The sequence below is a fragment of the Streptomyces aurantiacus genome (genome assembly GCF_027107535.1).
Taxonomy (GTDB): Bacteria; Actinomycetota; Actinomycetes; order Streptomycetales; family Streptomycetaceae; genus Streptomyces.
Map to the genome: position 1 here is coordinate 599,268 of NZ_CP114283.1, position 23,924 is coordinate 623,191.

A 23,924-nucleotide genomic window follows, 5' to 3' on the forward strand; every position below is an offset into this window, starting at 1 on the left:
AAGTCGTCGGGCCGTAGACCATCGGCCGACGACCGGGCGCCTCCTTCTCCCCAGACTGGTGGAGTGAGCGGTGGTCGTACCACCGGTGCCGAGCGGGGGAGCGGAAACGTGGACATGGAGAAGCGGCCGGAGCCGGGGACACGCGCGCGGGCGGACGACGCCACCGTGCTGGCCGAACCGGTCTGGGCGATCATGCTCATCTGTGTGCTGGGCACGGGCGTGGTCGGCTGGCTGACCACGGTCCTCGCGGACTGGCTGCCGAAACTGCGCTGGGCGCCGTTGAAGGGCCCGGCGAAACTGCTGAACTCGATCCCCGAGCCCGGTCTCTCCATCGGCGCGGTGGCCGTGGGCCTGCTGCTGGGCGTGCTGATCGGGTTCGGCGCGGTGCACGACTCACTGACGGTCCGCGTGTCCGACAGCCGGGTGGTCCTCGCCGTCAGGGACGCGGAGCAGGAGTTCGCCCGCGACGGGATCACCCTGGTGCACCGGGACGGCAAGCAGCTCGTACTGCTCGGCCCGGACGGTGAGGAGCTGGCCCGGGAGAAGAGCGGCCTGTCGTGGCGCGGCCTCGCCGACGCCTTCACGGCCCACGGCTACCGGTGGGCGGACCGCCCACAGCGGCTCAGGGCCGGGTGATGACCGAGAACTCCACGCCGAAGGGGTCCGTGACGGTGGCGCTGCGGCCGTAGGGGGTGTCCTCCGGGACTCCGGCGGTACCGCCCGCCGCGGCGGCGCGGTCCGCCACCGCGTCGGTGTCGGCCACCTCGAACGTGGTCACCCAGGACGACGAGGGGGCGGCCGGGAAGCCGAAGATCCCGCCGATCTCGTGGCCGTCCCTGCGCCGCAGGAACGTGAAGTCGAGGTCCGGGAGCGTCTCGTTGAGGTCCAGGGTGTAGTCGAACACGGCGGTGTAGAAGTCCCGGGCGGGCCCGGGGTCCGGGGTGACCAGGTCGTTGCGGACCAGCGAGCCGGGCTCGTTCACGACCTCGCAGCCGAGGTGCGCCCGGCCCTCCCAGAGTCCGAAGCGGGCGCCGACCGGGTCCTCGGCGATGGCCGCACGGCCTTGGTCCCCGATGTCCGTCGGCGGCTTCAGCAGGACACCGCCCGCCTCCGTGACGCGCCGGGCGGTGCCGTCGCAGTCCGCGGTGGCGAAGTACATGTTCCAGCCGAAGCCGGTGGTGGCCGGGGCCTGCGCGACGGCCGCGACGGGCCGGCCGTGCAGCAGGCACACCGTGCCGAGGCCCCGCCCGTCCACCGCTCCCGTGTCGTACTCCCACCCGAAGAGGGCGCCGTAAAACGCGAGCGCCCGCTCCCGGTCGGGCACGCGGAGGTCGATCCACGTGGGCGTACCGGCGGGCTGAATGCTGGTGACGTGGCTCATCGAATGCTCCCAGGGGTCGGACAACGAGATCGGACAACGGCGATTCGTTCCCGACGGTAGGAGCCGACTAGGCCAGGCTCTGTCCTATACGGCCACAGGTGAACGACGAGGCGGCGGACATGTACGCGTCCGCCGGGGCGTTCACCGACCCCGCCGAGGTACGGGCCGCCGTCGCGGGACTGGAACTGCCGTGCCGCCTTACGCGGACGTCTGGCCGAACCGCTGTGTGCGCGGGCTCAGTCCGCCGTCGCGGGCAGCCGCAGGTGTGCGCGGTAGCCGCCGGTGGCCGTGGGGCCCGCCTCGAAGGAACCGGCGAGGTTCTCGGCCCGCTCGCCGAGTCCGATCAACCCCTGCTGGGAACTGGGCAGTTCGAGCGTGGGGCGGGTCGGCGGAGTGTTGGTGACCGTCACGCCGAGCTCGTCGCACTCCTGCCACAGCCGGACCGTCGCGGTGGCGCCGGGCGCGTGCTTGCGCACGTTCGTGAGGGCCTCCTGCACGGTCCGGTAGACCGCGCGCTGGGCCGGGGCCCCGATACCGGACGGCAGTTCGCCCTCCAGTGTCACCTCGATGCCGCTCGTGTCGACCAGTTGCCGCAGCTCGGCCAGGGTCGGCTGCGGAGTCAGCTCGGTCGCACGGCCGCCGGAGGCACGCAACAGCGTGACCATGTGCCGCAGTTCGTCCAGCGTGGTCACGCTGAGCTCGCGGATCGTCCGGGCCGCCTCACACGTCTCGGCGTCCTTCGCGCCGACCTGGAGGGCCCCGGCCCGCACGGCGATGAGGCTCACCTGGTGGGAGACGACGTCGTGCATCTCCCGCGCCAGCTGGGCCCGTTCGCGGGCCAGTACGCCCTGGGCGTGCAGTCGGCGCTCGTGCTCCCGTGCCTCCTCGATCTCGGCCAGGCGGGAAGCGGCATCGCGCCGGGCCTGGACCAGCTGGCCCAGGAAGACCGGGGCGGCCGCCGTCGCCAGCAGGTAGACGAAGTCGATGAACGTCCAGATGCGGTCGTCCGTCGCGTACTCCGACAGCGGCCACGGCAGCGCGGAGGCCACCGCCGACGCGGTGGCGCAGACGATGAGCAGCCGCCGGTCGCGGCTGCGCTCGGCCAGTGTGTAGAGGGCGGCCAGGGGCGCCACGACGACCGACGAGAACAGCGCGGCGGGCAGCGACAGCATGAACACCGTCAGCGGGAATCGCCGCCGCATGGCCAGCGCCGCGCAGGCGGCGGCCGACAGGGCCACCTCCAGCGGGGTGTCGTACTCGAGCTGGAGCCAGACGTCCACGGACGCGACAGCGACGAGCAGGGCGTCGACCAGTACGGCCCGCACGGGAACCCGGCCCAGCATCAGCCGTAAGGGCTTCACCGCTCGGCGTCCCTGTGCCGGCCGGGCCCTTCTCCGGGCCCTCGGCCGGGAGTCTCCCCGGGGCCCTGGCCCTGCCCGTCGAGCAGTCCCGCCCGCTGCGCCAGCAGCGCCGCCTGGACCCGGCTGCCCACCCGCAGCTTGGTGAGGATGGCGCTGACGTGGTCCTTGACCGTGCCCGCGCTGAGGTGGATCCGCGCCCCGACGTCGGCGTTGGAGAGCCCCTCGGCGACCAGCACGAGCACTTCGCACTCACGTCCGCTGAGCAGACCGACCCGCCGTACGCCCGGGTCGTCGTCGGCGGCCTCGTGCCCGGGGTGGCCGTGCAGCATCGACCGGGACGCCTTCGGCGACAGCACCACCCCGCCGGCCGCGAGCGTCCTCACGAGCTGCGCCAGTTGTTCCGGCTCGGTGTCCTTGAGGATGAACCCGGCCGCGCCCGACCGCAGGGCCGTCACGATGTACTCGTCGGAGTCGAAGGTGGTCAGCATGGCCACCACCGGGGCGTCGGGCATCGTCCGGATCTCCCGCAGTACGGTCAGTCCGTCCACGTCCGGCATCCGGATGTCCAGCAGCACCACGTCGGGCCGCAGCCGCGTCACCGTGCCGGCCGCCTCGGCGCCGGTGGAGGTGGCGACGACCTCGATGTCGACGGCCGCGTTGAGAATCAGTTCGAAGCCGGACCGGATCAGGGCCTCGTCATCCACTACCTGAACCCGGATCACTCGCGTCCCGTCTCCTCGCCCGCCCGTCGATTTCGAGCCAAGCCTAGGCACACCGAACCACGCGCGAGCGCCCGAAGGCCCCTGAATCCGCCGTCCGGCGGGGTAGGTCCGGCCGCTCGGCGGGGGATTGCCGGACGCCCGGCGGATGGTCCTCGACCTGCGCTCTTCCCAGCCTGGAAGCATGACGCAGAACGCCTCAGAGCGCACCACTCCCGCCGGCGCTCCGAAAGCCGAAACCGCTCCGGCACCCGCCGGCGACCCGATCCCGGCACAGCGTCCGACCTCGACCAACCATCCGGTCCCGGCAGGGCATCCGGCCCCGGGGGAGCGCTCGTTCCCGGCGGAGCGTCCGGTCCCCGCCGAGCTTCCGCTCCCGGTTGACGGCCCGGCCCCGGCGGGGCGGGCCGCGCAGGCCGGCCGGCTCGTCGGTGTCGACCTCGCCCGCGGCCTCGCCGTCTTCGGCATGTACGCGGCCCACGTCGGCCCCGACCCCTCCGTCGGCGGGGTCACCGGCTTCGTGATGGAACTGGCCCACGGCCGCGCCTCCGCCCTCTTCGCGTTCCTGGCGGGCTTCTCGATCATCCTCATGACCGGCCGCCGGGCGCCGAGGAGGGGCCGGGAGGGACGCCAGGCCGTCGCCAAGGTGCTGATCCGGGCCGCCGTCCTGCTCGCCGTCGGCACCTGGCTGACCTCCACCGGCACCCCGGTCGAGGTGATCCTGGCCTACTACGGTCTCTTCTTCGTCATGGTCCTGCCCTTCCACCGGCTGCGCCCCGCAACCCTGGCCGCCCTCGCCGCCGGCACGGCCCTGACGCTGCCCCAACTCCTCTACGCCGTCCAGCAGTCGGTCTACGACGGCACCTGGTCCGACACCGTCATCCGGTACGACCCGCTGGCCCGCGTCAGCGGCACCGACGGCTTCGTCGAGCTGCTGTTCAGCGGGAGTTACCCGGCACTGGCCTGGATCCCGTTCGTCCTCGCGGGCATGGCGGTGGCCCGCCTCGACCTCGCGTCCGCGGCGGTACGCGCCCGGCTGGCCGTCACGGGCGTCGGGCTGGCCGTGCTCGGGTACGGCGGCTCGTGGCTGGCCCTGCACCTGGTCCCCGGGGTGCGCGGCGCCCTTGCCGAGAGCATCCGGGAGGAGGGGTACGGTTCCGGCTCGCCCCTGTCCCTGTGGTGGTCGGACACGGCCGGCTACCCGAGCGGCGACACCACGGCCTGGCTCTGGGCGGCCTCCCCGCACAGCGAGACCACCCTCTCCGTCATCGGCAACACCGGTGTCGCCCTCGCCGTGCTCGTCGCCTGTGTCGCCGCGGTCGAGTGCCTGCCCCGCTTCCGCCGCCTCGCGGCTCCGGTCGTCGCGGTCGGCTCGATGTCCCTGACGGCGTACGTCTTCCACGTCGTGGGCATCCACTTCCTCGGCATCGACGAACTCCCCGGCCCCTCGCTGCGCGTCCTGCTCGGCTTCAGCGCGGCCGTCACGGTCCTGGCCGTCGTCTGGTCGCGCTTCTTCAGCCGGGGCCCGCTCGAACACGTGCTGAGCGGCGCCACCAAGGTCGCGCGGCACATCAAGTAAGGGCGCCCCTCCCGCAGTACGCACGCGTTCGAGGACTTTGCCATCTCTTTACAACCTGTCCGGTCGCTGTCTCGTCTCTTCGCTCGATCCGTCAGGCAGCCCGCCGCGCACCAGCGCGGACGGACCGATGAAAGAGAGCTACTCATGCGCCGAACTGTCCTCAGCGTCCTGGCACTTGCCTGCACCGCCGTGCTGGCCGGCGCGGTGCCCGCGTTCGCCGACGGGACGTCTCCCACCCCCGCCACCACCGCCGCGCCGAGCACCGCGCCGAGCCCCGGCGAACCGACCACGGCCCCCACCCCGGAGGCGTCCGTGCCCGCGAGCGCCGAACCGACCAGGGCGCCGTCCGACGGTGAGGTCTCCGTCGTACCGAGCGGAGCGCCCAATACCGGTGAGGCGGCCTCGGAGTCCGGCAGTGCCACCGGGCTGATCGGCGGGGGCGCCGCCGCGGTCCTCGTGGCCGGCGGCGCGGCCGTCTACCTCGTGCGCCGCCGACAGGCGAACGAGGCGTGACCACGCTCTCCAGGCGCGCCTTCGTCACCGCGGCGATGGCCTCCCTGCTCGTGGGCTGCGCGGGAGGAGAAGGCGTCAGGGAGTCCGAAGGGACCGGGGGCACCGGCCGCGAGAGCGAGCCACCGCCTTCGCGGCCCTCCGGGAAGACCGTGCGGGCCCTCGCGCGTTCGGTCCCGGTCGGGCTGCGCATTCCGGCCATCGAGGTCGACACCCCGGTCATGCGGCTGGGGCTGGCCCCCGACGGCAGCGCGCAGGTGCCCCCGATCGAGGCCGACGACCGGGCGGGCTGGTACCGGCACTCGCCGACGCCCGGCCAGGTCGGTCCGTCCGTGATCCTCGGCCACGCCACGGTCGGAGACTTCGGGGACGGTGTCTTCAGGCGTCTCGGGCAACTGCGGCGGGGCGACCGGATCGTGACGCGCCTGGAGAACGGCAGGTCGGCGGAGTTCACCGTCACCGGCGTACGGACGGTCGCCCAGGCCGAGTTCCCGACGGACGACGTCTACGGGGACGTGGGCCGTCCTGAGCTACGGCTCATCACGTGCGGCGGCCCCCGCACCGGCGACGGGTACCGCGACAGCGTGATCGTCTTCGCCGCGCTGAACCCGGCGGGTCCCTGACCCGCACTCCGGATTCCGGGCCGGTGGAACCGTACGCCCACGGCCCGGGATCCTCTCCCACGAGGACAGCGAGTGCCGCACGTACCGCGAGTGTCGCGAGTACTGCCGGTGCCCCGAGTGCATCACGACCATGGAGAGCGTTGAAACGGTCCCGCGAGGAGGCAGCGTCCGAGCTGTTCGCCGCCCTCTACCCGCGCCTGGCCGGCTGGTGCCGCCGCCTGGTCGACGACGACGAGACGGCGCACGAGGTCGCCTCGGAGGCGTTCACCCGGCTCTGGGCCCGCTGGACGTCCGTGGCGGAGCCCCGCGGGTTCCTCTACGTCACTGCGGCCAACCTCGTCCGGGACCACTGGCGCAAAATGGAGCGCGAACGCAAAGCGATGCGCCGTGCGACGGCCGAGGCCGCCGTCCGGCCGGAGGCCGAACAGGCCGACCCGTCGGTGCGCCTGCTCGTGCAGTCGCTGCCGGAGCGACTGCGCGTGCCGATCCTGCTGCACTACTACGCCGACATGCCGATCCGGGAGGTGTCCGTGCTGACCGGGCGCAAGGAAGGAACCATCAAGGCCGACCTCCACGCGGCCCGCGAACTGCTCCGCGCCCATCTGAGGAGAAGCGTTGATCACACACTCTGACGACGGCCCGGACTTCGAACCCGACGACCCCCTTGCCGTCATCATGCGGCCCACCACCGACTACCTCGGTCCGCCCGCCGGCCGGTTCGAGGAGATCCGCCGCGGCGCGGCCCGCCGCCGGATGCTCCGTGCCGCGGCCGGAGCCGGCCTGCTGTGCGCGGTCACCGCTCTGGTCGCGCTGCCGTTGCGCTTCGCGGGCCCCGACACACCCGTGTCCCCGCAGGTTCCTCTCGCCCCGCCGCGCACGAGCAGCCCCTCGGCCGAGCCCAGCCTGCCGTCGACGCCCGGGCCCGCCGAGTCCCGCGCCGACGACACGACCGGGCCCCCGAGTCCCGGTACGACGGCCGTTCCGCCCGCGACCGACCCGAGCCGGCAGCCGGACACACCCAGGGCCACAGCGGCACCGACCACCGCGCCGTCCACGTATCCGACTCCGACGGGCCTCGAGCCGTCGGCCCCCGCAAGCACCGACGGCGCCACACCCGAGGCCGGGTAGCCAAAGTCACCGGGGTTCGGGGGCACCGGCGGGCCGGTGGACCGACGCGTCGTGCTCCGTCCGCAGATGCCGTCCCAGCAGCACGTCGCTGTCGGTCACCGCGCTGCGGTCGAACCGGGCACGGGCGTCGTCACGGCGTATCGCGAGTTCGGTGCACACCGGGCAACCCGGAACGGGGACGGGCACGGTCAGGGACACGGACATGGCCGCGGAGGCGGACGCGGCTACGGGCCGACGATCCCCGTAGCCCTCCCAGTCCTCCCGGCCCTCCCTGTCCGCCCGGCGCGACGTCACAGTGCCCGTTCCGAACGCGTGTTGGCCGCCCGCAGGGCCGCCGCCAGCCGCTCCTCGGCCGTGGCCGGGCGGATCCTCGCCGGGTCGGCCTGCCACTCCCGGCCGCCGCCGACGGGCCGCAGCATCGCGTACGGGCCTGTCGTGTCCCGGTACTCGCCGACCCGCCGTGCCACCGGGTCGTAGACGAGGGCCCCGGGCTCCGGTGCTGTTTCTGCTTCCACTGACGCTCCGTACACTGGATCACTACGCTGTGTGCACCCAGCGTCGCTGAACGGAACCGCTGGTTTCAACGCACGACGCGTGCCATTGGCGCACTGTCACGGAGGGGGCGGGCCCTGTGAGCCGACGTAATGCCGAGGGGGGTTCGGCGGCCACGACCGCCGCGGTGTTCGGGGAGGTGCTCAAGCACTTCCGCGAGGCGGCCGACCTCACGCAGGAGGGACTGGCCCGCCAGATCCCGTGCGACCGCTCGCACGTGGCCCGGGTGGAGGCAGGAACCCGGGTCCCGCAGGACACGTTCGCGAAGTCCTGCGACGAACTGCTGGACACGGGCGGGGTGCTGGCGAGGCTGTGGAGTCGCATCGACTGGTACCCGCAGGTGGAACACCCGGACTGGTTCAGGCGGCGGGCCGAGATGGACGGGGTGGCGGTGGCGCTGCGGGCGTATCACGAGCGGGTCGTGCCGGGTCTGCTGCAGACCGAGGACTATGCACGGGCGCTGTTCAGCAGCCGAATCACGAACGCCGAAGAGGTGGAGGAGCGGGTCCGGGCCCGACTGAGTCGACAGCAGCGCTTCTTGGAAGCCGACGGTCCGTACTACGCCGTTGTGTTGGACGAGAGCTGTCTCCGTAACGCGATGGGGACACCCGCTGTCATGCGTGACCAGTGTGCGCACCTTCTGCGCGTCGCACGGAACCCGAACATCCATGTTCAGGTCGCCCCGGCCGACTTGTTCGGACTCGACCGTCCCAGCGGGACCATGTCGCTGATCACACTGCCGGACGGGCATCAATGGGACTACTCGGAGGCCCTGGACCGTGGTCATTTCAACGACGATCCGGCCGTCTACGCGCGCCTCAGCCATACCTATGATGTGCTCAGGGCGGACGCTCCGTCAGCTCGCGAATCCGCCGCTCTGATCAGCGACGCGATGGAGAGGTTCGAAGATCATGGACAAGTACGAGCTGAGCGCGGCGACTTGGACCAAGAGCAGCTACAGCGATGCAAACGGCGGAGACTGCATCGAAGTGGCCCCCGGATTCCCCGACTTCGTCCCCGTGCGTGACAGCAAGACCCCAGAAGGCCCCACCCTGCTGATCAGGCGGAGCGCCTGGTCGGCGTTCGTGTCGGCCGTGCGCTGACCGGCGGACGGATCCGCTCCGGAAGGGGCCCCGCCGCCCGTCAGGACTTCGGCGGGGCGGAGTCCTCGGGGCCCTCGCCGTCGGTGTCGTCCTTGCCGTCGCTCTTCTTGCCGTCGCTCTTCCCGTCGTCCTCGGCGCTCTCGTCCTTGAGGGACTTGAGGAACTCGGGGTTGTCGTCGGGCGCGACCCAGCCGCCCCGGCGCGACGAGGAGGCGCCGTGCGGGGTGCGGGCACGGCCGACGATCAGCCAGGAGATGGAACCGACGAGCGGGAACAGCAGCACGAGGATCGCCCAGAGGGGCTTCGGGATGTAGCGGACGTCCTTCTCATCGGTGGTGATGCAGTCGATGAACGCATAGATGCTGAGTGCCAGCGGCACCAGGATCATCAGCACCCGAAGCATGCGGTGGTCCCCCTGCTGTGGAGATGCGTGCGGAGATCGGGGCCGGGTGAGCGGCCCCCGTTACAGAGCCAGCGTAGCGAGTACCCGATACTGGAACGCATGGCTTACGACGATCTTCGCTCGCTGCTCCGGGCGCTGGAGCGCGAGGGCGACCTCCAGCGCATCAAGGCCGAGGTGGACCCGTACCTGGAGGTCGGGGAGATCGTCGACCGCGTACAGAAGGCGGGCGGCCCCGCGCTGCTCTTCGAGAACGTACGCGGATCGGCGATGCCACTCGCGATGAACGTCTTCGGGACGGACCGCCGCCTCCTCAAATCGCTCGGCCTGAAGTCGTACGCGGACATCAGCGAGAAGATCGGCGGGCTGCTCAGGCCCGAGCTGCCGCAGGGCTTCGTCGGGGTGCGCGAGGCCTTCGGGAAGCTCGGCGCCATGACGCACGTACCGCCGAAGAAGGTGAAGGACGCGCCCGTCCAGGAGGTCGTGCTCCGCGGCGAGGACGTGGACCTCGACCAGCTGCCCGCGCTCTTCACCTGGCCGCAGGACGGCGGGTCCTTCTTCAACCTCGGACTCACCCACACCAAGGACCCCGAGTCCGGCATCCGCAACCTCGGGCTCTACCGCCTGCAGCGCCACGACAAGCGCACCATCGGCATGCACTGGCAGATCCACAAGGACAGCCGCAACCACTACCAGGTGGCGGCGAGAAAGGGCGAGCGTCTCCCGGTCGCCATCGCCTTCGGCTGCCCGCCCGCCGTGACGTACGCCTCGACCGCCCCGCTGCCCGGTGACATCGACGAGTACCTCTTCGCCGGGTTCATCCAGGGCAAGCGGATCGAGATGGTGGACTGCAAGACGGTGCCGCTGCAGGTCCCGGCGCAGGCCGAGGTCGTACTGGAGGGCTGGCTCGAACCGGGGGAGATGCTGCCCGAGGGCCCCTTCGGCGACCACACCGGCTTCTACACGCCGCAGGAGCCCTTCCCGGCCCTCACCATCGACTGCGTGACCATGCGCAAGCGGCCGCTGCTCCAGTCGATCGTGGTCGGCCGCCCGCCGACCGAGGACGGCCCGCTGGGCCGGGCGACGGAGAGGTTCTTCCTCCCCCTCCTCAAGATCATCGTGCCGGACATCGTGGACTACCACCTCCCCGAGGCGGGCGGCTTCCACAACTGCGCGATCGTCGCGATCGACAAGAAGTACCCCAAACACGCCCAGAAGGTGATGCACGCCGTCTGGGGCGCCCACATGATGTCCCTGACCAAGCTGATCGTGGTCGTCGACTCCGACTGTGACGTCCACGACCTGCACGAGGTCGCCTGGCGCGCGCTGGGCAACACCGACTACTCCCGGGACCTGACGGTCGTCGAGGGCCCGGTCGACCACCTCGACCACGCCTCGTACCAGCAGTTCTGGGGCGGCAAGGCGGGCATCGACGCCACCAGGAAGTGGCCCGAGGAGGGCTACACACGGGACGGCGGCTGGCCCGAGATGGTTCTCTCGGACCCGGAGACGGCGGCGAAGGTCGACCGCCGCTGGAAGGAGTACGGACTCTCGTGAGCAGCGCATCAGCCGCGATCCCGCAGCCGGGGCGCACCAAGGCGTTCCTGCGCCTCGTCATGATCGAGCACTCCGTCTTCGCGCTGCCCTTCGCGTACACCGCGGCGCTGACGGCCATGTTCCTGACGGACGGGAACATCCAGTGGGGGCGGCTGCTGCTGGTGACGATCGCGATGGTGGGCCTGCGCACCTTCGCCATGGCCGCGAACCGGATCATCGACCGCGAGATCGACGCCCGCAACCCCCGTACCGCCCACCGCGAGCTGGTCACCGGCGCGATGACGGTGAAGCACGCGTGGACGGGCGCCCTCGTCGCCCTCGTCTTCTTCCTGGGCGCCGCGGCCCTGCTCAACCCGCTGTGCCTGGCCCTCGCGCCCATCGCCGTGATCCCGATGGTCGTGTACCCGTACGGCAAGCGGTTCACGAACTTCCCGCAGGCCATCCTGGGTCTCGCCCAGGCGATGGGCCCGATCGGCGGCTGGCTGGCCATCACCGGCGAGTGGTCGTGGGACGCGGTGATCCTGGGGCTCGCCGTCGGCATCTGGATCGGCGGATTCGACCTGATCTACGCCTGCCAGGACGTGACGACCGACCGGGAGATCGGCGTCAGGTCGGTGCCGGCGCGCTTCGGGATCCCGGCCGCGATCTGGGGGGCGAGGGGCTGCCACGCCGTGACCACTGGCCTCTTCGTCTGGTACGCGCTGGCCACCGGCGCGGGCGCCTTCTTCTGGCTCGGCCTGGTGGTCGTCACGGCCGCCTTCCTCTACGAGCACTCCATCGTCCGCCCGCACGACCTGTCCCGGGTGAACCGCGCCTTCTTCAGCGTCAACGGCTTCATCGGGATCGCCCTGTTCGTGTGCGCGTTGCTCGACCTGCTGGTTCGCGGTCTGACCGTGTGAGGACGGCGCGGCCCGGCCGCCGGCCCGTGGCCGTGCGGAGCGGCGCCCGGCACCCCAGGTCCGTCCGGCGGACGCGTAGGCGCACCACCGGTCCGGACCATGGGGGAACTCGCCGGTAGGCTCAAGGTGTGAACGCAGGGGAATCGCAGCGTCGGCCTTGGATCGTGGGGGTCTCCGGCGCGTCCGGAACGCCGTACGCGGCTGCCGTGCTGCGTGCGCTTCTCGCGGCCGGTGAGAGCGTCGACCTCGTCGTCTCGCGGGCCTCGCGGCTCACGCTGCTCGACGAGACCGGGATCTCCTTCCGGGACGCCCACTGGCAGGACGACCTGCGGGAGTGGCTCGGCCGGGGGGCCGACGGGAAGCCCGGCACGTTCGCGGTGGACGTCGACGACGTGCGGCACTGGAGCGCCGGGGACCTGGCGGCGGGGCCGTCCTCGGGGTCGTACCCGGTGAAGGGCATGCTGATCGTGCCCGCGTCCACGGCCTGTGTCGCCGGAGTCGCCCTCGGCCTCTCGAAGGACCTGCTGCAGCGGGCCGCGAGCGTCACGCTCAAGGAGCGGCGCAAGCTGGTCGTCGCCGTGCGGGAGACCCCGCTCAACGGGCAGACGCTGCGGCACCTGGTGACGCTCGACGACGCGGGCGCGACCGTGCTGCCGGCCTCCCCGGCGTTCTATGCGGGGGCCACGCACATCCAGGACCTGGTGGACTTCGTCGCCGGGCGGGTGCTGGACGCGGCGGGCGTCGGGCACACCCTCTACCGCCGCTGGAAGGGCGAACTCGGCGGCGGCTCCCGCACCACCTGAACACAGCGGTACACGAGCAACTCAGCGGTACTCACCCATCACTTCAGGACCTCAGCGGAAGGCTATCGATCGCATGGACGCGGTGGACAGGCAGCTCATCCAGGCTCTCCGGGAGAACGGCCGGGCCTCCTACGCGGAGCTGGGACGCCTCGTCGGACTGTCGGGACCCAGCGTCACCGACCGCATCAACCGCCTGGAGGCCGCCGGTGTCATCACCGGCTACCGCGCGACGGTCGACTCGGCCTCGCTCGGTCTGGGCGTCACCGCCCTCATCGGCATCTCGCTCTCCGACGCCGCCGACCACGAGGACGTGGCCCGCCGGATGAAGGACCTGAACGAGATCGAGGACTGCTGGTTCATCGCCGGTGACGACTCCTTCATGCTCAAGGTGCGGGCCCCCGACGTGGACGGCCTGGAGAAGACCATCCGACGGCTGTCGGGAACCAAGGGCGTCTCCCGGACCCGTACGACCATCGTGCTCTCCACGAAGTGGGAGAACCGGGTGGGCGGGCTGCCCGAGGAGGAGCCGGGGGCATAGGTCCCGGCCGGCAGTTCCCGTCGTCGCCCGGAGGGCGTCGCGAGGCGGACAGGCCCTGGGCGTACGGTTGACAGGGTTCGTCACTAGGAGAGGCAGAAGCATGGATGTCGGGCTCAAGCGCGAGCTGGAGGACAAGGTCCGGGCCGGTGAGCGGCTGACCCGTGAGGACGGCATCGCGCTCTACGAGTCGGACGACCTGGCCTGGCTGGGCGGGCTCGCCCACGAGGTGCGCACCCGTAAGAACGGTGACGTCGTCCACTTCAACATCAACCGTCACCTCAACATGACGAACGTGTGCACCGCGTCCTGCGCCTACTGCTCGTTCCAGCGCAAGCCGGGCGAGAAGGACGCGTACACGATGCGCATCGAGGAGGCCGTCCGTCTCGCGAAGGCGATGGAGGGCGACAACCTCACCGAGCTGCACATCGTCAACGGCCTGCACCCGAGCCTGCCGTGGCGCTACTACCCGCGGTCGCTCAGTGAGCTGAAGAAGGCCCTTCCGAACGTCTCCCTGAAGGCGTTCACGGCCACGGAGATCCACCATTTCGAGACGATCTCGGGGCTCAGTGCCTCCGAGATCCTCGACGAGCTGATCGACGCCGGTCTCGAAGCCCTCACCGGCGGCGGCGCGGAGATCTTCGACTGGGAGGTCCGGCAGCACATCGTCGACCACCGCACCCACTGGGAGGACTGGTCGCGCATCCACCGCCTGGCGCACGAGAAGGGGCTCAAGACCCCGTGCACCATGCTCTACGGGCACATCGAGGAGCCGCGCCACCGCGTCGACCACGTCCTGCGGCTGCGTGAGCTCCAGGACGAGACCGGCGGCTTCCAGGTCTTCATCCCGCTGCGCTACCAGCACGACTTCGTGGACCTGAAGGACGGCAAGGTCCGCAACCGCCTCCAGGCGCGTACGCAGATGGCGACCGGCGCGGAGGCCCTGAAGACCTTCGCGGTCTCCCGGCTGCTCTTCGACAACGTCCCGCACGTCAAGGTCTTCTGGGTCATGCACGGCGTCCAGACCGCCCAGCTGGCACTCCAGCACGGCGCGGACGACATGGACGGCTCGGTCGTCGAGTACAAGATCACCCACGACGCCGACAACTACGGCACCCCGAACAAGCTGACCCGCGAGGACCTGCTCGACCTGATCCGCGACGCCGGCTTCCGCCCGGTCGAGCGGAACACGCGGTACGAGATCATCCGCGAGTACGAGCCCGCGGCGGCGGACCGCAGGGAGACACCGCAGCCGATGCGCCTCTGAGGCCTGTCCGCGCATCGGGCGTCACTTGAGCCCCGGCCAGGGTAATAAGTAACCTGGCCGCATGGCCCTTACGTTCGAGCTCGACCCCTCCGTCGGCCCCGCCCTGCGGGACGGCATCGCCGACCTGTGGGCCGACGTGTCCAACGCGGGCGGCTCCGTCGGCTTCGTACCCCCCGTGTCGCGCGAGGCGATACGGCCGGAACTGGTGAAGCACCTCGTCGCGATGGCCGAGGGCCGCACGCGCCTGCTGGTCGGCCGCGAAGAGGACGGAACCGTCGCGGCGACCGCCTTCCTCACCTGCAACACCCACCGCCTGATGACGCACTGGCTGTGGCTCTACACGGTGATGGTGCACCCGAGGCAGCAGGGCAAGGGGTACGGCCGCGACCTCCTCGCGGCCGCCGCCGACGCCGCCCGCGGCATGGAGGGCATCGAGGCGATACGGCTCACCTGCCGCGGCGGCGAGGGCCTCGAACGGTTCTACGGGTCGTGCGGCTACAAGGAGGTCGGCCGTGTACCGGACGCGATCAGGACGGCGCCGGGCGATGAGCGGGACGACATCACGATGCTGCTGTCCCTGAGCCGCATCCGCTGAAGGGGCCCGGCCGCCGCCCCGGAGGGACCCGCACACCGAGCACCCCCCTGCAAGATCGCGGCCCGACCGTGCTTCACTGGACGATGCCCTTGGGGAAGTCCGGAACGAGAAGAGTGGATTGAGATGCTCCGCTACACACTGATGCGCCTCGGTATCTTCGTGGGCTGCCTCGTGGTCGTCTGGGGCCTCGTCTACTCCGGCGTCGCCCCGCGCGGCCTCGGCGACTCGAACGGCATGTGGATCGTCCTGCTCGCCCTGCTGCTCTCGGCGCCCATCAGCTTCGTGGCCCTCCGCAAGGAGCGCGACCGCGCCTCGATCCGCATCGTGCAGCGCGTCGACCGCGTCAAGTCCAACCTGGAGGCCAACCGCAGCCAGGAGGACGCGGTGGTCGACGAGGTGGCACGGGCTCAGGGCCGGACGTCCTGAAGACGACGGCCGGCCGCACCTCGACCCCGACGTAGCCGCCGGCAGAACATACTCTTTCCTGTATGGGTGCAGTGAAGAGCAAACGGATGCCGCGTGCCGTGCGCGAGCAGCAGATGCTGGACGCCGCCGTGCGGACCTTCGGGCAGCGGGGCTACCGCGCCGCGTCGATGGACGAGATCGCCGACCTGGCGGGTGTCTCCAAGCCGTTGGTCTACCTGTACCTGAACTCCAAGGAAGACCTCTTCACCGCGTGCATCCGTCGTGAGGCGGCCGCCCTGACCGCGGCCGTACGCGCCGGAGTCCGGCCGGACCTGCCCGCCGACCGCCAACTCTGGGAAGGGCTGGGGGCGTTCTTCACCCACACCGCGCAGAACCCGGACGGCTGGGCGGTGTTGCACCTCCAGGCGCGTACGCACGGGGAGCCGTTCGCCGCCGAGGTCACCTCGATGCGCGAGGAGATCGTGGCCTTCGTCACCCAGCTGATCGTGGTCGCGGCCCGGGAGGCCCACCGGGACCCGTCCCTGCCCGAGCGGGAGGTCGCGGGCCTCGCGGAAGCCCTCGTCGGTGCCGCCGAGTCCCTCGCCGCCTGGGCCAACGCCACCCCCGGAGTGTCCGCCCGGCAGGCGGCCGCGACCCTGATGAACTTCGCCTGGGCCGGCCTGGGCGACCTGATGGAGGGCCGGCCCTGGTCGGAGGCCCCCGGAGCGCCGCCGAGACCCTGAGCGGACGAGCGCCGGTCAGCGAAGTCCCTGATCGGTCGAGCCCTGAACGACAGAGGTCCTGGTCAGAGCAGGGGAAGTACCTCTCCCGTCAGGTGGAGTCGGCCGCCCGGGCCGCACAGCTCGAAGCGGTTGCTCCTGGACCCGTACGACACGGTTCCCGGCAGCAGCACCGGTGCCTTGAACTCCGCCCGCAGCATGGCCGTCCGGGGCGTGCCGTGCTCGGCGAGGCAGCGCGCCACGGTCCACATGCCGTGCGCGACGGCCCGGGGAAACCCGAACAGCCGGGCGGTGAGGGGGTGCAGGTGTATCGGATTGCGGTCCCCGGACGCGGCCCCGTACCGCCGCCCGACATCCCCGGCGAGCCGCCACTCGGCAAGCACCGGCAGCGGCTCGCGCTCGCGGACGCTCCGGAGGGCGGGCGAGCCGCCGGTGCCTCCCGCGGTGGTGCCGTGGCGTGCCAGGTAGGTGCTGCGCGACTCCCACACGAGCTCCTCGCCCGTCCGCACCTCGGTCACGACGACGGCCTCGGTGCCACGTCTGTGGGGCGCCAGTTCCTCGACGTGCACGGCGAGTTCGTACTCGCCGGTGGCGGTGAGCGCCCTGTGCTGGGTGATCGTGACGGACGTGTGCACCAGCCCGAGCAGCGGCAGCGGGAACGCCCGCTCACTCATCAGCCGCATCGCGACCGGGAACCCGAGAACGTGCGGATAGGGCAGGGGCAGCTGATCCGCCCCCACCCCGAATCCGCAGACCCGCTCGTACGCGGCGAGCCTGCCCAGGTCGATGCGGACACCGGGGACGACCAGACGGGTGCGGGGCGCGGTGACCCCCGTCCGCGGCCGCTTGAACGGCGAGAGAAGGGCGCCCCGGCCGAGCATCGGCCACAGCGACGGCGAACCGGTGAGGACATGGGTGTTCATGGCATCCGAAAGGTCATCCATCACTGACTCCCCTGCTCCGCAGACGGCCCACGCCAAGGACAGCGCCCCGTGAGGGGACGGCTGTGACATCGTGCGGCTCCGCCGGGTGGGCGCGGCCGGCCGCGGCCGACCCGGCGGATCGGCACCCCGAGCGGAGCGCTCACGCTCCCAGCAGGCTCTGGCCGCAGACCCGGACGACCTGCCCGTTGACGGCCCCCGCCCCGGGGCTCGCGAGCCATGCCGTCGTCTCGGCCACGTCCACCGGCGCTCCGCCCTGCGCGAGCGAGTTCATCCGCCGCCCCGCCTCACGGATGAACAACGGCACCGCGGCCGTCATGCGAGTCTCGATGAACCCGGGCGCGACCGCGTTCACCGTCACCCCGTACTCCGCGAGCGCCCGCGGCCCGAGGGACCGTACGAGTCCCACGATCCCCGCCTTGGAAGCGGCGTAGTTGGTCTGTCCGGCGTTCCCCGCGAGCCCGGCGATGGACGCGGTCGCCACGACGCGCCCGCCCGCCCCGAGTGTGCCGGCGGACAGCAGCACGTCGGTCGTGCTCAGCACACTGGCGAGGTTGACGTCGAGCACCGAACTCCAGCGCTCCGCGGGCATGTTGACCAGTCTGCGGTCACGTGTGATCCCGGCGTTGTGGACGAGGACGTCCAGTCCGCCGGGCAGTGCGTCGGCGATCCGCGCCCCCGCGTCGTCCGCCGTGATGTCCAGCGGAAGGGCGACACCGCCGAGCCGCCCGGCGACCGCGGTCAGTTCGGCCTCGGCCGCGGGCACGTCCAGGCACACCACCCGCGCCCCGTCCCGCGCGAGCGTCCGGGCGACGGCCTCACCGATCCCGCGCGCCGCCCCGGTGACCAGGGCGGTCCGCCCGGCGAGGGGCGTGTCCCAGTCCTCGGGCGCGGTCACCTCGCCACCGCCGACCTCGATCACCTGCCCGCTGACGTACGCGGACCTGGGCGAGAGCAGGAACCGGAGCGTCGACTCGGCCGAGCGCGCGTCCGTGAGCCGGACGAGGTTCACGGTCCGGCCCCGCCCGATCTCCTTGCCGAGGGACCGCACGAACCCCTCCAGCGCCTGCTGCACGGCCGCCTGGTGGTGGTCGGCGGGGTCCGGGGGAGCGCCGAGCACCACGATCCGCCCGCTCTCGGCGACCGACCGCACGACGGGATGGAGTGCCGCGTGCACCTCGGCGAGCGTCTCGACGTCACGGACGCCGGTGGCGTCCAGGACGACCGCGACGGGTCTCTCCGTGCCGGGCTCCGGCCCGGCCCCGGCCAGGACGGGGGCGAGGTCCAGGTCGGACCTGCCCGCGGTGAGATGCAGCAACTGTCCTGGCAGGGAGGGCTGTTCGGTGCTCCACCGCCGCAGCGCCGCCGGTTGGGGCAGGCCGAGCCGCCGGGTCAGGAAGCGGCCGGGTGCGGTGCCGGTGAGGCTCAGATAGCGGTCGGCCATGGTCCAGCTCCCAGCTCGGTCGGATGTGCTCGGTCGCACGCTCGCTCGGTACCCGCTCCATGCTTACTCTGGAGTAAGGTTACCCGAGGTAAGCCTACGTCACGGGTGAGGAGCAGGTCGAGATGAGCAGCCCCCTGGAACCCCTGCGCATGCCGCGGCCGCGCCGCGTCGCGGTCATCGGCGGCACTCGCGTCCCCTTCGCCCGATCCGACGGCCCGTACGCCACCGCCTCGAACCAGCAGATGCTGACCGCGGCGATCGACGGCCTCGTGGACCGCTTCCGGCTCGAAGAGCCCGGCGCGGTCGGGGAGTTGGTCACCGGAGCGGTCCTCAAGCACAGCCGCGACTTCAACCTCGCGCGCGAGACGGTGCTCGGCTCCCTGCTCGACGCCCGCACCCCCGCGTACGACATCCAGCAGGCCTGTGGCACCGGCCTGCAGGCCGTGATCGCGGCGGCCAACAAGATCACCCTCGGGCAGACCGACTCGGCCGTCGCGGGCGGCGCGGACACGGCCAGCGATGCCCCGCTCGGCGTCAACGACGAGCTGCGGCGCATCCTGCTGGAGGTCCGGCGCGCAGGGTCGGCGGGCGCCCGGCTGAAGGCGCTCGCGCGGATCCGCCCCGGCCACCTCGTCCCGGAGATCCCGCGCAACGCCGAACCGCGTACCGGCCTGTCCATGGGCGAGCACGCCGCGGTCACCGCCCGCGCGTGGGCCGTCAGCCGCGAGGCGCAGGACGAACTGGCCGCCGCGAGCCACCAGCGGCTGGCCGCCGCCTACGAACGCGGCTTCTTCGAGGACCTGGTGGTGCCCTTCCGCGGGCTGGACCGGGACCAGAACCTCCGCCCCGGCTCCACCGTCGGCAAACTGGCCTCCCTGAAGCCCGTGTTCGGCGTGAAGCACCCCAACCCGACGATGACCGCCGGTAATTCGACACCCCTGACCGACGGCGCGGCCGTCGTGCTGCTCGCGAGCGAGGAGTGGGCGTCGGGGCGCGGGCTGACTCCGCTCGCCTACCTCACGGCGTACGAGACGGCCGCCGTGGACTTCGTGACGGCGACCGCGGCCGGAGGAGGAGCGGCCGGTGAGGGAGCGGACGGTGAGGACGGTCTGCTGATGGCGCCGGCCCACGCGGTCCCGCGCATGCTGGAGCGGGCCGGGCTGGGCCTCGGCGACTTCGACTTCGTCGAGGTGCACGAGGCGTTCGCGTCCCAGGTACTGGCCACGCTGGCGGCCTGGGAGAAGCGAGGGCTGGGCCAGGTGGACCGGGCCCGGCTGAACGTGGCGGGCTCGTCACTGGCCACCGGTCATCCCTTCGCGGCGACCGGGGCGAGGATCGTGGCGACCCTGGCGAAACTGCTCGCCGAGCGGGACCGCCCGGGCCGCGGACTGATCTCGATCTGCGCGGCCGGCGGCCAGGGCGTCACGGCGATCCTCGAACGCCCGTGAGGCAGCCCGCGCTACAGCCCGTGAGGCGCCCTCGAAGAGGCCGTGAACAACGCCCCTGATGTGCCCGTATGTTGGGCAAAAGATGAACAGCCGTCCGAACACGCACCAACCTCTCACTCTTCCGCACACAAGCCCCCCACTTTCCAGGTGAACCTGCCACTTCGCGGGTCCGTAATGGGGAGAGCGCGAGAGTAAGGAGCCGCCCGTGTCCCGCGATCCCTCTTCCCACCACCAGCCTGCCCTCCCCGAGCCCGAGGTGCGGCGGCTGGACGGGGTCGTACGGGAGGTCTCGGTCCCCCCGCTGATCCTGCCCGTGACGCACGGCTCGCTCGCGGACATCCCCTTCGACAACGCCGACCAGGTGCCCGACGACCCGGTACTCAGCCGCAAGGGCGCCGACGGCACCTGGACGGACGTCACGGCGGCCGAGTTCGCCGACCAGGTACTGGCGGTCGCCAAGGGCCTGATCGCGGAGGGCCTGATGCCGGGCGACCGGCTCGCGATCATGGCGCGCACGACCTACGAGTGGACGCTTCTCGACTTCGCCGCCTGGGCCGCGGGCCTCGTCACCGTCCCCGTCTACCCGACCTCGTCCGTCTTCCAGACGCGCTGGATCCTCCAGGACTCCGGCGCGGTGGCGATCGCCGTCGAGCACGTGGGGCAGGCCGCCGCACTCGGCCCGGAGCGGGACCGGCTGCCCGACGTCCGGCACATGTGGGTCTTCGAGAAGGGGCACACGGACCGCCTCGCCGAGCTGGGCCGCGACGTCCCGGACCAGGAGGTCGCCGTACGCCGTGGCGTCCTCGGCCCCGACTCGCTCGCGACGATCATGTACACCTCCGGCACCACGGGCCGCCCCAAGGGCTGCGCGCTGACCCACGGCAACTTCTTCGCCGAGGTCGACAACGCCGTCGAACTGCTCCACCCCGTCTTCAAGTCCACCTTCAAGGACCCGGCGTCCACGCTCCTCTACCTCCCCCTCTCCCACGTCTTCGGCCGGATGGTCGCCGTCGCCTGTATGCGCGCCCGTGTCCGCATGGGCCACGCGCCGAGCATCCGTACGGAGGAACTGCTCGCCGACCTCGCGGGCTTCAGCCCGACCTTCCTCCTGGCCATCCCGTACGTGCTGGAGAAGGTCTACAACACCGGCCGCGCCACCGCGGAGAAGATGGGCCGCGCCTCTTCCTTCGACCGTGCCGCCCGGGTGGCCCGTGGGTACGGGGAGGCGCTGGAGGCCCAGCAGCACGGCACGGGCTCCGGCCCGAGCGCGAAACTCAGAGCGGCCCGCACCTTCTACGACCCGCTCGTCTACCGCCGTATCCGCGCGGCCCTCGGCGGCAAGGTCCGCCAGGTGGTCTGCGGCGGCTCCCCGCTCGGCCGCCGCCTCGCCTCCTTCTACGCCGGCGCCGGCATCCAGGTCTTCGAGGGTTACGGCCTCACCGAGTCCACCGCCGCGGCGACCCTCACCTACCCGCACCGGCCCCGCCTCGGCACGGTCGGCTGGCCGCTGCCCGGCACCCGCGTCCGCATCGCCCAGGACGGCGAGATCCTGCTCAGCGGCGACCAGGTGTTCCGCGGCTACTGGGACCCGCAGGCGGGCGGGGTGGTCCCGGCCGACCAGGAGGGCTGGTTCGCCACCGGCGACATCGGAGAGCTGGACGACGACGGCTACCTCACGATCACCGGCCGCAAGAAGGACATCCTCATCACCACCAGCGGCAAGAACATCGCCCCCGCACCCCTGGAGGACTGGCTCCGCGCCCATCCCCTCATCAACCAGTGCGTCGTCGTCGGTGACAACCGCCCGTACGTCACCGCGCTGGTCACCCTCGACGCCGAGGGCATGGCCCACTGGTGCCGCATGGCGGGCAAGACCGAGGTCCCGGTCGCCACGCTGGCCACCGACCCCGAACTCCTCGCCGTCCTCCAGCGCGCGGTCGACGACGCCAACCGCCTGGTCTCCCGCGCCGAGTCCATCCGCCGCTTCACCGTCCTGCCCCTCAACTTCACGGAGACGGCCGGCCACCTGACCCCGACGATGAAGCTCCGCAGAGCCGTCGTGACCCGGGAGTTCACCCGGGAGATCGAGGAGATGTACGAGGGGGAGCTCGGCGGGGACTAGAACCGCGGGTCTGCCCGGCCCGGGGGTGGCCCGAGCCGGGCAGGCCCGGCTCGGGGTCCGGGTCCGGGAAAGGCAGGAGCCCCTCCACCTGACGGCGTCGGGGCTCCTTGGGTACTGCTCTAGGTTCCGGATCAGAGTATTGGGCTCAGGGAGCCAAGACTCGGCCGAAGGATCAGACGGGGGTGACGTTCTCCGCCTGCGGGCCCTTCGGACCCTGGGTCACGTCGAAGGTAACCGCCTGGTTCTCTTCGAGAGAGCGGAATCCGCTCGCGTTGATCGCGGAGTAGTGGACGAAGACGTCCGGGCCGCCGCCTTCCTGGGCGATGAAACCAAAGCCCTTTTCAGCGTTGAACCACTTCACGGTTCCGGTAGCCATAAGCCCTCCTTGGGCCCAAAGGGTTGCCCTGCTCCAGAACCTGCAAGGTGTAAACAAAAGCTTGTCAACAACTGCATTCATCTGAAAACGACGAGAGCCCGCGGTCACATGCTCCGCAGGCTCTGTACTGCAAGGGAAACCAAACTGCAACTTGCGGATGAGCGTACCCACGAGGGCAGCCGAAAGCAATAGAGGGCAAGATCACGTCACCCGGAAGTTTGGCGGGGCCGCCGGAGGGGTTGACGTAGCGGTATCACGCGGTGTCACAGAGGGTTGACACCGCAGGGTGAAGGCGTTTAAAGCCCGGCTCCGGGACCCGGGGCATGCACCGTACCTCATGGGGGCTAGCCTCGCGATGTGGACAATTCTCCCGAGGGGCGTCCCGACGCCCGCCGCTCCCGGCCGCGCGTCGGCCACATCCAGTTCCTGAACTGCCTGCCCCTCTACTGGGGGCTCGCGAGAACGGGCACGCTCCTCGACTTCGAGCTCACCAAGGACACCCCGGAGAAGCTCAGCGAGCAGCTCGTGCGGGGTGATCTCGACATCGGGCCCATCACCCTCGTCGAGTTCCTCAAGCACGCCGACGAGCTGGTCGCCTTCCCCGACATCGCGGTCGGCTGCGACGGCCCGGTGATGTCCTGCGTGCTCGTCTCCCAGGTCCCGCTGGACCAGCTGGACGGCGCCCGCGTCGCCCTCGGCTCGACCTCGCGCACCTCCGTCCGCCTCGCGCAGCTGCTCCTCGCGGAGCGCTTCGGCGTCCAGCCCTCGTACTACACCTGCCCGCCCGACCTCGGTCTGATGATGCGGGAGGCCGACGCGGCGGTCCTGATCGGCGACGCCGCCCTGCGGGCCAACCTGCTCGACGGCCCGCGCTACGGCCTCGCCGTGCACGACCTGGGCACCCTGTGGAAGGAGTGGACGGGCCTGCCCTTCGTCTTCGCGGTCTGGGCCGCCCGCCGCGACTACCTGGAACGCGAGCCGGTCCTCACCCGCAGGGTCCACGAGGCCTTCCTCGCCTCCCGTGACCTGTCCCTGGAGGAGGTCGGCAAGGTCGCCGAGCAGGCGGCCCGCTGGGAGGCCTTCGACGAGAGCGTCCTGGAGCGCTACTTCACGACGCTCGACTTCCGCTTCGGCGGGCCCCAGCTGGAAGCGGTCACCGAGTTCGCGCGGAAGGTGGGGACCACGACAGGGTTCGCGCCGGACGTGAAGGTCGAACTGCTGGAGCCCTGAGGCAAGAGCCGGATACCCGGGGAGCAACCGGAATCCTGCGGGACGAACCGGAATTTCGCGGGAGGAAAGGGAACGTACGGAGGGCGGGGAGGGTACGGGTAATTCGGCGGGGCGAATTCCCGGCTCCTGGCGCTTCCTGAGGGGCCCGGCATTTCCCCCGGTAACAGGGAGAGCCGATACAGCCTCCAAAACGGCGGACCGGGTGC

General features: G+C 71.4%; 28 protein-coding genes. 19 read left to right on the plus strand and 9 right to left on the minus strand.

What is annotated here, in order from left to right:
* Positions 1–63: 63 nt before the first annotated feature.
* On the plus strand, positions 64–636 hold the full coding sequence (locus tag O1Q96_RS04355; RefSeq protein WP_269246938.1) for a YqeB family protein: 573 nt from the start codon (positions 64–66) through the stop codon (positions 634–636).
* Here the strand turns inward: O1Q96_RS04355 and O1Q96_RS04360 are convergent.
* The 3 genes from O1Q96_RS04360 to O1Q96_RS04370 all read right to left on the minus strand — a co-directional run bounded on the left by O1Q96_RS04360 (position 623) and on the right by O1Q96_RS04370 (position 3,464).
* Entirely contained in the window at positions 623–1,381 is a 759-nt protein-coding gene (locus O1Q96_RS04360) for a VOC family protein (RefSeq protein WP_269246939.1), read from the minus strand. The genes O1Q96_RS04355 and O1Q96_RS04360 overlap by 14 nt on opposite strands.
* Positions 1,382–1,617: 236 nt before the next feature.
* Positions 1,618–2,724: a sensor histidine kinase gene (locus tag O1Q96_RS04365; protein ID WP_269253471.1), complete on the minus strand. Its 1,107-nt coding sequence runs from the start codon at positions 2,722–2,724 to the stop codon at positions 1,618–1,620.
* Positions 2,725–2,738: 14 nt separating this feature from the next.
* Entirely contained in the window at positions 2,739–3,464 is a 726-nt protein-coding gene (locus tag O1Q96_RS04370) for a response regulator (protein WP_269246940.1), read from the minus strand.
* A gap of 181 nt (positions 3,465–3,645) precedes the next feature.
* On the opposite strand from O1Q96_RS04370, the gene O1Q96_RS04375 reads away from it, so the two are divergent.
* The 5 genes from O1Q96_RS04375 (at position 3,646) to O1Q96_RS04395 (ending at position 7,301) form a co-directional block, all read left to right on the plus strand.
* Positions 3,646–5,040: a heparan-alpha-glucosaminide N-acetyltransferase domain-containing protein gene (locus tag O1Q96_RS04375; RefSeq protein ID WP_269246941.1), complete on the plus strand. Its 1,395-nt coding sequence runs from the start codon at positions 3,646–3,648 to the stop codon at positions 5,038–5,040.
* 144 nt (positions 5,041–5,184) lie between these two features.
* Entirely contained in the window at positions 5,185–5,553 is a 369-nt protein-coding gene (locus O1Q96_RS04380; protein WP_269246942.1) for a Tat pathway signal sequence domain protein, read from the plus strand.
* Positions 5,550–6,173: a class F sortase gene (locus tag O1Q96_RS04385; protein WP_269246943.1), complete on the plus strand. Its 624-nt coding sequence runs from the start codon at positions 5,550–5,552 to the stop codon at positions 6,171–6,173. Before O1Q96_RS04380 ends, O1Q96_RS04385 begins: the two co-directional genes overlap by 4 nt.
* Before the next feature lie 140 nt (positions 6,174–6,313).
* Positions 6,314–6,805, plus strand: coding sequence for an RNA polymerase sigma factor (locus O1Q96_RS04390; protein WP_269246944.1), 492 nt, complete (start codon positions 6,314–6,316; stop codon positions 6,803–6,805).
* Positions 6,789–7,301 carry a hypothetical protein gene (locus O1Q96_RS04395; protein WP_269246945.1) on the plus strand — a complete coding sequence of 171 codons (513 nt, stop codon included), beginning with the start codon at positions 6,789–6,791 and terminating at the stop codon, positions 7,299–7,301. The genes O1Q96_RS04390 and O1Q96_RS04395 overlap by 17 nt, the downstream gene beginning before the upstream one ends.
* Positions 7,302–7,307: 6 nt before the next feature.
* On the opposite strand, the gene O1Q96_RS44180 is transcribed toward O1Q96_RS04395, so the two are convergent.
* Complete coding sequence (locus O1Q96_RS44180) at positions 7,308–7,595, minus strand: hypothetical protein (protein WP_331276025.1); 288 nt, start codon at positions 7,593–7,595, stop codon at positions 7,308–7,310.
* The gene (locus tag O1Q96_RS44185) at positions 7,592–7,816 is read right to left on the minus strand and encodes a hypothetical protein (RefSeq protein WP_331276026.1); all 225 of its coding nucleotides are present in this window, start codon (positions 7,814–7,816) and stop codon (positions 7,592–7,594) included. Before O1Q96_RS44185 ends, O1Q96_RS44180 begins: the two co-directional genes overlap by 4 nt.
* A gap of 116 nt (positions 7,817–7,932) precedes the next feature.
* Here O1Q96_RS44185 and O1Q96_RS04405 point away from each other — a divergent pair, with 116 nt between their 5' ends.
* Together O1Q96_RS04405 and O1Q96_RS04410 are read left to right on the plus strand one after the other, a co-directional pair.
* Entirely contained in the window at positions 7,933–8,880 is a 948-nt protein-coding gene (locus tag O1Q96_RS04405; protein WP_269246946.1) for a helix-turn-helix domain-containing protein, read from the plus strand.
* Positions 8,843–8,956 (plus strand): DUF397 domain-containing protein, encoded by a 114-nt coding sequence (locus O1Q96_RS04410; RefSeq protein WP_269246947.1) that lies wholly within the window; start codon positions 8,843–8,845, stop codon positions 8,954–8,956. Before O1Q96_RS04405 ends, O1Q96_RS04410 begins: the two co-directional genes overlap by 38 nt.
* Positions 8,957–8,996: 40 nt before the next feature.
* Here O1Q96_RS04410 and O1Q96_RS04415 read toward each other — a convergent pair whose 3' ends face one another.
* On the minus strand, positions 8,997–9,359 hold the full coding sequence (locus O1Q96_RS04415; protein ID WP_269246948.1) for a PLD nuclease N-terminal domain-containing protein: 363 nt from the start codon (positions 9,357–9,359) through the stop codon (positions 8,997–8,999).
* Between the two features lie 99 nt (positions 9,360–9,458).
* On the opposite strand from O1Q96_RS04415, the gene O1Q96_RS04420 reads away from it, so the two are divergent.
* The 8 genes from O1Q96_RS04420 (at position 9,459) to O1Q96_RS04455 (ending at position 16,160) form a co-directional block, all read left to right on the plus strand.
* Positions 9,459–10,913, plus strand: coding sequence for a menaquinone biosynthesis decarboxylase (locus O1Q96_RS04420; RefSeq protein ID WP_269246949.1), 1,455 nt, complete (start codon positions 9,459–9,461; stop codon positions 10,911–10,913).
* Entirely contained in the window at positions 10,910–11,812 is a 903-nt protein-coding gene (mqnP, locus tag O1Q96_RS04425; protein WP_269246950.1) for a menaquinone biosynthesis prenyltransferase MqnP, read from the plus strand. Before O1Q96_RS04420 ends, mqnP begins: the two co-directional genes overlap by 4 nt.
* Before the next feature lie 128 nt (positions 11,813–11,940).
* Positions 11,941–12,615: a UbiX family flavin prenyltransferase gene (locus tag O1Q96_RS04430; protein WP_269246951.1), complete on the plus strand. Its 675-nt coding sequence runs from the start codon at positions 11,941–11,943 to the stop codon at positions 12,613–12,615.
* Positions 12,616–12,688: 73 nt separating this feature from the next.
* Positions 12,689–13,153: an Lrp/AsnC family transcriptional regulator gene (locus O1Q96_RS04435; RefSeq protein WP_269246952.1), complete on the plus strand. Its 465-nt coding sequence runs from the start codon at positions 12,689–12,691 to the stop codon at positions 13,151–13,153.
* 100 nt (positions 13,154–13,253) lie between these two features.
* Entirely contained in the window at positions 13,254–14,417 is a 1,164-nt protein-coding gene (mqnE, locus tag O1Q96_RS04440) for an aminofutalosine synthase MqnE (protein WP_269246953.1), read from the plus strand.
* Between the two features lie 61 nt (positions 14,418–14,478).
* A complete protein-coding gene (locus O1Q96_RS04445; protein WP_269246954.1) occupies positions 14,479–15,012 on the plus strand; it encodes a GNAT family N-acetyltransferase in 534 nt (177 codons plus the stop codon).
* A gap of 123 nt (positions 15,013–15,135) precedes the next feature.
* Complete coding sequence (locus O1Q96_RS04450) at positions 15,136–15,438, plus strand: DUF4229 domain-containing protein (protein ID WP_217455679.1); 303 nt, start codon at positions 15,136–15,138, stop codon at positions 15,436–15,438.
* A 62-nt stretch (positions 15,439–15,500) separates the two neighbouring features.
* Positions 15,501–16,160, plus strand: a complete 660-nt coding sequence (locus O1Q96_RS04455; RefSeq protein ID WP_269246955.1) for a TetR/AcrR family transcriptional regulator — start codon at positions 15,501–15,503, stop codon at positions 16,158–16,160.
* A gap of 62 nt (positions 16,161–16,222) precedes the next feature.
* On the opposite strand, the gene O1Q96_RS04460 is transcribed toward O1Q96_RS04455, so the two are convergent.
* Together O1Q96_RS04460 and O1Q96_RS04465 are read right to left on the minus strand one after the other, a co-directional pair.
* A complete protein-coding gene (locus tag O1Q96_RS04460; protein WP_269246956.1) occupies positions 16,223–17,101 on the minus strand; it encodes a MaoC family dehydratase in 879 nt (292 codons plus the stop codon).
* 139 nt (positions 17,102–17,240) lie between these two features.
* Positions 17,241–18,542, minus strand: coding sequence for a 3-oxoacyl-ACP reductase (locus O1Q96_RS04465; protein WP_269253472.1), 1,302 nt, complete (start codon positions 18,540–18,542; stop codon positions 17,241–17,243).
* Between the two features lie 122 nt (positions 18,543–18,664).
* Here O1Q96_RS04465 and O1Q96_RS04470 point away from each other — a divergent pair, with 122 nt between their 5' ends.
* Both O1Q96_RS04470 and O1Q96_RS04475 read left to right on the plus strand, forming a co-directional pair.
* Positions 18,665–19,990 (plus strand): acetyl-CoA C-acetyltransferase, encoded by a 1,326-nt coding sequence (locus O1Q96_RS04470; RefSeq protein ID WP_269246957.1) that lies wholly within the window; start codon positions 18,665–18,667, stop codon positions 19,988–19,990.
* Positions 19,991–20,195: 205 nt separating this feature from the next.
* A complete protein-coding gene (locus O1Q96_RS04475) occupies positions 20,196–22,112 on the plus strand; it encodes an AMP-dependent synthetase/ligase (protein ID WP_269246958.1) in 1,917 nt (638 codons plus the stop codon).
* A 172-nt stretch (positions 22,113–22,284) separates the two neighbouring features.
* Here the strand turns inward: O1Q96_RS04475 and O1Q96_RS04480 are convergent, their stop codons facing one another.
* Positions 22,285–22,488, minus strand: coding sequence for a cold-shock protein (locus O1Q96_RS04480; protein WP_033319512.1), 204 nt, complete (start codon positions 22,486–22,488; stop codon positions 22,285–22,287).
* Between the two features lie 357 nt (positions 22,489–22,845).
* Between O1Q96_RS04480 and O1Q96_RS04485 the strand changes: the two genes are divergently transcribed.
* Positions 22,846–23,718 (plus strand): menaquinone biosynthetic enzyme MqnA/MqnD family protein, encoded by an 873-nt coding sequence (locus O1Q96_RS04485; protein ID WP_269246959.1) that lies wholly within the window; start codon positions 22,846–22,848, stop codon positions 23,716–23,718.
* The last annotated feature ends 206 nt before the right edge of the window (positions 23,719–23,924 follow it).